We start from the raw sequence: 6,150 nt of genomic DNA, 5'->3' as shown, positions 1-6,150 counted from the left end.
ATTGCCGCTCAGGTAGCGCTGGTGTTCTTCTTGCCTCTGCTGATCGGCAGCGGCGGTAACGCCGGCGCTCAGGCCGCCACGCTGATGGTGCGCGGCATGGCGACGGGGGATGTCGGGGTCAAGGATTGGGGCAAGCTGCTCGGCCGCGAGCTGTTGGTGGCCGGCGCGTTGGGTTTGACCATGGCCCTGGCGGTAGCGCCTATCGGTGTCATGCGCGGAGGCGAGGCGGTGGCGATGGTAGTGGCCATGAGCATGGTCACCATCGTTCTCTTCGGCAGCCTGCTGGGCATGTGCCTACCCTTTGTGCTCAATCGCGTTGGCTGGGATCCGGCCACGGCCTCGGCGCCACTGGTAACCACCGTAATCGATGCCTGCGGCGTGGTGATCTATTTCAGCATCGCCACGGCGATACTCACGGGACTCTGAAACGGCGAAACGATGCGCCTCGACTGGTCGCAGTCGTAGCAAGTCGGGGGAATAGGAAACGAGAAGGGCGGCCCATGGCCGCCCTTCTCGTTCATGCTGCTGCAAATGCAAAGTGGTATTGGCGCTTGCTCGGTCGTTACTTCTTGCGCTGAAAGAACGAGCGGATGGAGACGAACAGGATAACGCTGAGCAGCAGCGTAAAGGGAACGACAATCAGAGAAACGGCGGGCACGATCATGTCGGCGGCCATGGCGAACTCCTTGAGAACGGCGGGTGGGGAGTGCCGGCGCGGGGCGTCGACGAAAGGAAAATGGTATCACACGGCGCCGGCGAGTTTCAGCGAACTCGCTGCGTTACCTCCACCTCTGCCAGCCAGGGCACGTCCTTGATGCTGTCGCTAAGCTGTCGCGGCAGCATATCGAGGTCGCGGTACGACAGCCGAGCATCCAAGAACACGTCCACGCTGATCCTGCCATCCAAGTAGTGCAGGCGGTAGTGCTCGATATAAGGCCAACACGGAAGAGACGACCAGCGCTCGACCAGAACCCGATCCACCTCAGGTCTTAGTGGCAGGCCGGGAAACCGGCTGGGGTCGCCCTCGCCGGCATCGTCTTCCGGGTCGATATGAAAGGTCACGTCGCTGAGCGCGGGATAGGCCAGGCGTAGCCGGCGGCTCACCTCGTTGCCGATCTCGTGGGCCTCGGAGACGCTGATACGCGGCCCTACCACCACGTGCAGATCGACGATGGCATGGCCGGCCGATTGGCGGGTACGCAGGTCGTGAACGCCTTCTACACCGGGCACCTCGAGGGCCACCTCGTGCATGTGCTGCTGGGCATCGGCGGGCAAGGCAGTGTCGACCAGCTCGCGCGCCGATTCCCACAACAGGTCCCAGCCCACCTTGCCAACCAGCAGGCCGACGATTACAGCGGCGATGGCATCCAGCCAGCCAGCACCGAACTGGGCACCGATCAGGGCGATCAGCACCACTGCGGTGGAGAGCACGTCGGTACGTGAATGCCAGGCGTTGGCCTCGAGCAGCTTCGAGTTCACCCGCTTGGCAATGCGCATGGTGTAGCGGAACAACCACTCCTTGGCGAGCAGGGCCACAAGTGCCAACAGCATGGCCCAGAGGCCAGGAGCGGCGATCTCGGTTCCACGGAACAGGCGCAGCAGGCTCGACCAGGCGATGGCACCGGCGACGAAAATCAGCACGCTGCCCAGCAGCAGCGTGGCCAGCGTTTCGATGCGTCCGTGGCCATAATGGTGATCCTGGTCGGGCCCCTGGCGACCATAGTGCGTGGCCGCCAGGACGAAGCCGTCGGTGATCAAATCGGAGAACGAATGGATGCCGTCGGCCACCAACGCCGCCGAGCCGACCAAGGCACCCACGACGACCTTGGCACAGCCCAGAAGGCCATCCAGCCAGGCGGCGAAATAGGTGGCGCGTTTGGCGTCACGACTGTGTATGGCTTGATCGTGAGTCGAGATCATCGCTTCGAGACTCCGTTACGTCTCCGGTTGGATTTTCGCATCCTCACCGAGGCAGTTGAAGTGCCTAGGGAAGTGCTGAACAAATCGGCGAACGAGACGGTAGCGCGAACCGTAGCCAATGCTCGCGTGACATCGTAGTAGGCCGGAATCGCCACGTAATCCGAGGTCATGATCGCCCCGGCGGTGCCTTCTGCGTAGCTGGCCAGCCGCTCTTTCATCGGCATTCATTTGCTCCAGCAGTTCGCTCAGCTTCACATCGGTGAGCGAGGCGGCTATCTCCTCCTGGAGCGCCACGCTCAGATAGCCGAAGGCCTGCGCACGACGCTCCAGAGGGAGATGACGTAGCAGGGAGATGACGGTGTCGGTGTGCTCGTGCTGAACGAATTCGGCCAGGTCGGCCGGCTGCATATCGGCGATCAGGCGCTCGATGGCTTCCTGGTCGTTACGCTGCATGGCGCTGCGCAGAGAGGCAGCGAGAATGGCATAGCTCATGTCAGGCTCCTAGGCGCGCATCGGCATGCGCGCACGGGAGCTCGACTAGACCTGAGGGGTCAGGGCCGGGCGGTGTCCGCGCGCACGTATCGGTGCGGCACTGATATCTGGAAATTCCGTCGCTGTCTGTCGACTCGGAGGTTCCATAACGTCCTCGGGATAATGGGTGTCGCCGCGATTCAGCGGCGCGCGCATTCTAAGCTCACCAGCGCGCACCTGCAACATGAGGTAAATACACTCGAAATGGTAACTATGCACGGCGGACAATCGGAAAGGGGGCGTGTATTCTCTTGGCCTCCTGTCATGCATTTGCTGCGTTGCACATGCCTTGTCATCGGGAGAGTGCCGGAATGGATTGGCTTCAGGTCGTTGTATTGGCTGTGGTTCAAGGATTGACCGAGTTTCTGCCCATCTCGAGTTCCGCCCACCTGATTCTGGTGCCCGTGCTCACCGATTGGAACGATCAAGGGCTGACTTTCGACGTGGCGGTGCATCTGGGCAGCCTGGCGGCAGTAGTGATCTATTTTCGTCATGATCTGCGGCGGATGGGAGCCAGTTGGGCCAGGTCGCTGCGCGGAAGCCGTCTGGGCGAGGGCGTGGAGGATCGGGATGCCCGGCTGGCCTGGTGGGTTTTGCTGGCCACGATCCCGGTTTGCGCGGTCGGGTTCGTGTTCCATGACAGCATCAGCGTGAACATGCGCTCACCTATATTGATCGGCGTTATGCTGATCGGCTTCGGTTTGCTGCTGGGGTATGCTGACTGGAACAAGCGGGCGGGGAGAAGCGAGTATCAGCTTACCTTTCGCGATGTCATGTGGATCGGGGGAGCACAGGCCCTGGCACTGTTACCCGGGACGTCGCGCTCCGGCATCACCATGACCGCAGCGCTGCTGTTGGGTATGAGCCGTGAGGGAGCGGCGCGCTTTTCGTTCCTGCTGTCGATCCCGGTAACCGCCCTGGCTTCTGCCCTGGAGATCCACGGGCTGGTGCAGTCACCGCGCGAGATCGACTGGATGGCGATGGCGACAGGTGTGTTGCTTTCGGGGCTGAGTGCCTATATCTGCATTCACTACTTCATTGCCTTCATCAAGCGGATCGGTATGCAGCCCTTCGTTGTCTACCGCATTGTGCTGGGATTATGGCTGCTTTGGATCTTCTGGTAGCCCTACCTACCTTATCGAGGAGTCCTTTAATCATGACCTCTGTCCTGCGCCCTATGGCGGCTTTGGCCCTCTGCCTTGGGCTGCTGCTTACCGGTTGCTCCGAAAAAGACCGTCCGCTGGACTCTCCGGTGCGCCTCGAAGGAGCCATCTTCGGCTCCTTCTATCAGGTGACCATTGCCGATAGCCTGACGCAGGGCAAGGCTCAGGAACTCCATGAGGGATTGCTCGAGGTACTCGAGCAGGTCGATACGGCCATGTCCATCTATCGTGACGATTCTGAGCTGGTGGCGTTCAATCAGTCGCCGGTGGGGGAATGGCAGCCGCTCTCCAACGAGCTGATCGAGGTACTGGCCATCAGCCAGTCGGTGGCCGAGGCCAGCAATGGCGCCTTTGACGTGACCATCGGGGGGCTGGTCAATCTATGGAGCTTTGGCTCCGAGGCGCGCCCGCGAGAAGTGCCCGCCGAGGAGAGCCTGCAGGCCCGCCTCGCCGAGGTCGGGCCCGGCAGTATCGAAGTCGATGAGCCTGCCATGCAGGCGCGGCGCTTGCGTGACGTCTTTGTCGATCTCGGCGGTGTGGCCAAGGGGCACGCTACCGACCGGGTCGCGGCCTACCTGGATGGCCAGTCCATCGAACATTATCTGGTCAACCTGGGGGGCGATCTAGTTGCGCGAGGTTACCGTGACGCCGATAGTGAAGCTTGGCGAATCGGTATCGAAGCGCCGCTGGACGATCGACAGGAAGCGACTCAGATCGTTTCCGTGCGCGATGTTTCCATCGCCACGTCAGGCGATTACCGTAACTATTTCGAGGAAGAAGGCCGGCGCTTCTCGCATACCATTGACCCGCGTAGCGGCTACCCCATCGAGCACCGGGTGGCCTCGGTGACGGTGGTGCATCCCTCCAATGCCTGGGCCGATGCCTGGGCCACGGCATTCATGGTGCTCGGTGAGGAAGAGAGCCTGGCACTGGCACGCGAGCAGGATCTCAAGATCTTGCTGCTGGTACGCGATGACGAAGGCTGGACCAGCCTGGCGAGCCCGGCCTTCGCGGATCACTTCGGCGGGGAACTGAGTGATGAAATGGGTCTGGAAGTGCGCTGAACCGTCGTCTCAGAACGGTAAGCACAGCCCATGAGGAAATCACGGGAGCGCCATCAGGCCCCCGATGAACTGAAGCCAATCGAATGGACAAGGAGTCTTCGATGACCCTGGATGTGGTGGTTCTTGCCGCGGGGCAGGGCACGCGGATGCGTTCGAGCCTGCCCAAGGTACTGCATCGTCTGGCCGGCAAGCCCATGGTGAGTCACGTACTCGATACCGCCGGCAAGCTCGATGCGCAACGCCTGCATGTAGTGGTAGGGCACGGTGCCGATCAGGTGCGAGAAGCGCTGCGCGATTATCCGGTGCGTTTTGCCCTGCAGGCCGAGCAGAAGGGCACCGGCCATGCGGTGGCTCAGGCGCTGGATGGCCTGGGCAATGGCAAGGTCCTGGTGCTGTATGGCGATGTGCCGCTGATCCGTCGCGAGACCCTTGCGGAACTGTTGGCGCAAGTCAGCGAGTCGCGTATGGGTCTGTTGACCGTGACCCTGGAAGACCCCAGCGGTTACGGTCGTATCCTGCGTAACGACCGTGGTGAAGCGGTGGCCATCGTCGAACAGAAGGATGCCAGCGAACAGCAGCTGGCGATTTGCGAATGCAACACCGGCATCATGGCAATGACCGCAGCACAATTGAAGCGCTGGCTGCCCCGCCTCTCTGCCAACAACGCTCAAGGTGAATACTACCTGACCGACGTCATCGCCATGGCGGCCGACGAAGGGGTTGCCATTGCCACGTCTCAGCCCGTCGATGCGATGGAAGTGGAGGGTGTCAATAACCGGCTTCAGATGGCTCGCCTGGAGCGCGCTCATCAATTGCACATCGCCGAGCAGCTCATGGTCGGTGGGGTGGCGCTGCTCGACCCTTCTCGCCTCGACGTGCGTGGTCAGCTCAATTGCGGGCACGACGTGGAGATCGACGTCGGCTGCGTGTTCGAGGGCAACGTGGAGCTGGGCGAAGGCGTGCGCATCGGTCCCCACTGTGTGATTCGAGACAGCCATATCGGTGCCGGAACCGTCGTCGAGCCTCATAGCGTAATCGACGGCAGCGTGGCGGCCGGACACAACCGCATCGGTCCCTTTGCTCGGCTGCGCCCCGGTACACGCCTGGCGGTGGGCGCCAAGGTCGGCAACTTCGTCGAGACCAAGAATGCTGAAGTGGGCGAGGGCAGCAAGATCAATCACCTCAGCTATGTCGGCGATGCGCGGCTGGGACGTGGCGTCAACGTCGGGGCGGGCACCATCACGTGCAACTACGATGGCGCCAACAAACATCATACCGACATTGGCGACGATGCCTTCATCGGTTCCAACACTGCCCTGGTGGCACCGGTGAGCGTTGGCCGTGGAGCCACGGTTGGGGCCGGCTCGACCATCAGCAAGGATGTACCCGATAACGCCCTGGCCGTTTCTCGTGGGCGCCAGATCGGTAAGGCTGACTGGCCGCGACCGGCCAGGAAGAACGCAGACTGAAGC

At 62.0% G+C, this 6,150-nt stretch carries 6 protein-coding genes; 4 read left to right on the top strand and 2 right to left on the bottom strand.

Features of this window, described 5'->3' with window-relative positions; translation table 11 throughout:
• A partial coding sequence (locus AC2VNO_RS08970; RefSeq protein ID WP_486933810.1) for a magnesium transporter occupies positions 1–426 on the top strand: 426 nt, incomplete at its 5' end.
• Between the two features lie 336 nt (positions 427–762).
• Here AC2VNO_RS08970 and AC2VNO_RS08965 read toward each other — a convergent pair.
• Together AC2VNO_RS08965 and AC2VNO_RS08960 are read right to left on the bottom strand one after the other, a co-directional pair.
• The gene (locus AC2VNO_RS08965; RefSeq protein ID WP_486933809.1) at positions 763–1,920 is read right to left on the bottom strand and encodes a cation diffusion facilitator family transporter; all 1,158 of its coding nucleotides are present in this window, start codon (positions 1,918–1,920) and stop codon (positions 763–765) included.
• A 15-nt stretch (positions 1,921–1,935) separates the two neighbouring features.
• Positions 1,936–2,412 carry a magnesium transporter MgtE N-terminal domain-containing protein gene (locus tag AC2VNO_RS08960; RefSeq protein ID WP_486933808.1) on the bottom strand — a complete coding sequence of 159 codons (477 nt, stop codon included), beginning with the start codon at positions 2,410–2,412 and terminating at the stop codon, positions 1,936–1,938.
• A gap of 350 nt (positions 2,413–2,762) precedes the next feature.
• On the opposite strand from AC2VNO_RS08960, the gene AC2VNO_RS08955 reads away from it, so the two are divergent.
• From AC2VNO_RS08955 to glmU, 3 genes are all read left to right on the top strand, one after another.
• Entirely contained in the window at positions 2,763–3,575 is an 813-nt protein-coding gene (locus AC2VNO_RS08955; protein ID WP_486933807.1) for an undecaprenyl-diphosphate phosphatase, read from the top strand.
• A gap of 32 nt (positions 3,576–3,607) precedes the next feature.
• Complete coding sequence (locus tag AC2VNO_RS08950; protein ID WP_486933806.1) at positions 3,608–4,678, top strand: FAD:protein FMN transferase; 1,071 nt, start codon at positions 3,608–3,610, stop codon at positions 4,676–4,678.
• Positions 4,679–4,779: 101 nt separating this feature from the next.
• Positions 4,780–6,147 (top strand): bifunctional UDP-N-acetylglucosamine diphosphorylase/glucosamine-1-phosphate N-acetyltransferase GlmU, encoded by a 1,368-nt coding sequence (gene glmU, locus AC2VNO_RS08945; RefSeq protein WP_486933805.1) that lies wholly within the window; start codon positions 4,780–4,782, stop codon positions 6,145–6,147.
• The last annotated feature ends 3 nt before the right edge of the window (positions 6,148–6,150 follow it).

Source organism: Halomonas sp. TH-94 (assembly GCF_057473365.1).
This window is presented reverse-complemented; position numbering and strand designations above follow the sequence as displayed.

Coding starts and splice junctions, on each gene's coding strand:
- AC2VNO_RS08965 (WP_486933809.1), bottom strand. CDS start 1,920: ATGATCTCGACTCACGATCAAGCCATACACAGTCGTGACGCCAAACGC.
- AC2VNO_RS08960 (WP_486933808.1), bottom strand. CDS start 2,412: ATGAGCTATGCCATTCTCGCTGCCTCTCTGCGCAGCGCCATGCAGCGT.
- AC2VNO_RS08955 (WP_486933807.1), top strand. CDS start 2,763: ATGGATTGGCTTCAGGTCGTTGTATTGGCTGTGGTTCAAGGATTGACC.
- AC2VNO_RS08950 (WP_486933806.1), top strand. CDS start 3,608: ATGACCTCTGTCCTGCGCCCTATGGCGGCTTTGGCCCTCTGCCTTGGG.
- glmU (WP_486933805.1), top strand. CDS start 4,780: ATGACCCTGGATGTGGTGGTTCTTGCCGCGGGGCAGGGCACGCGGATG.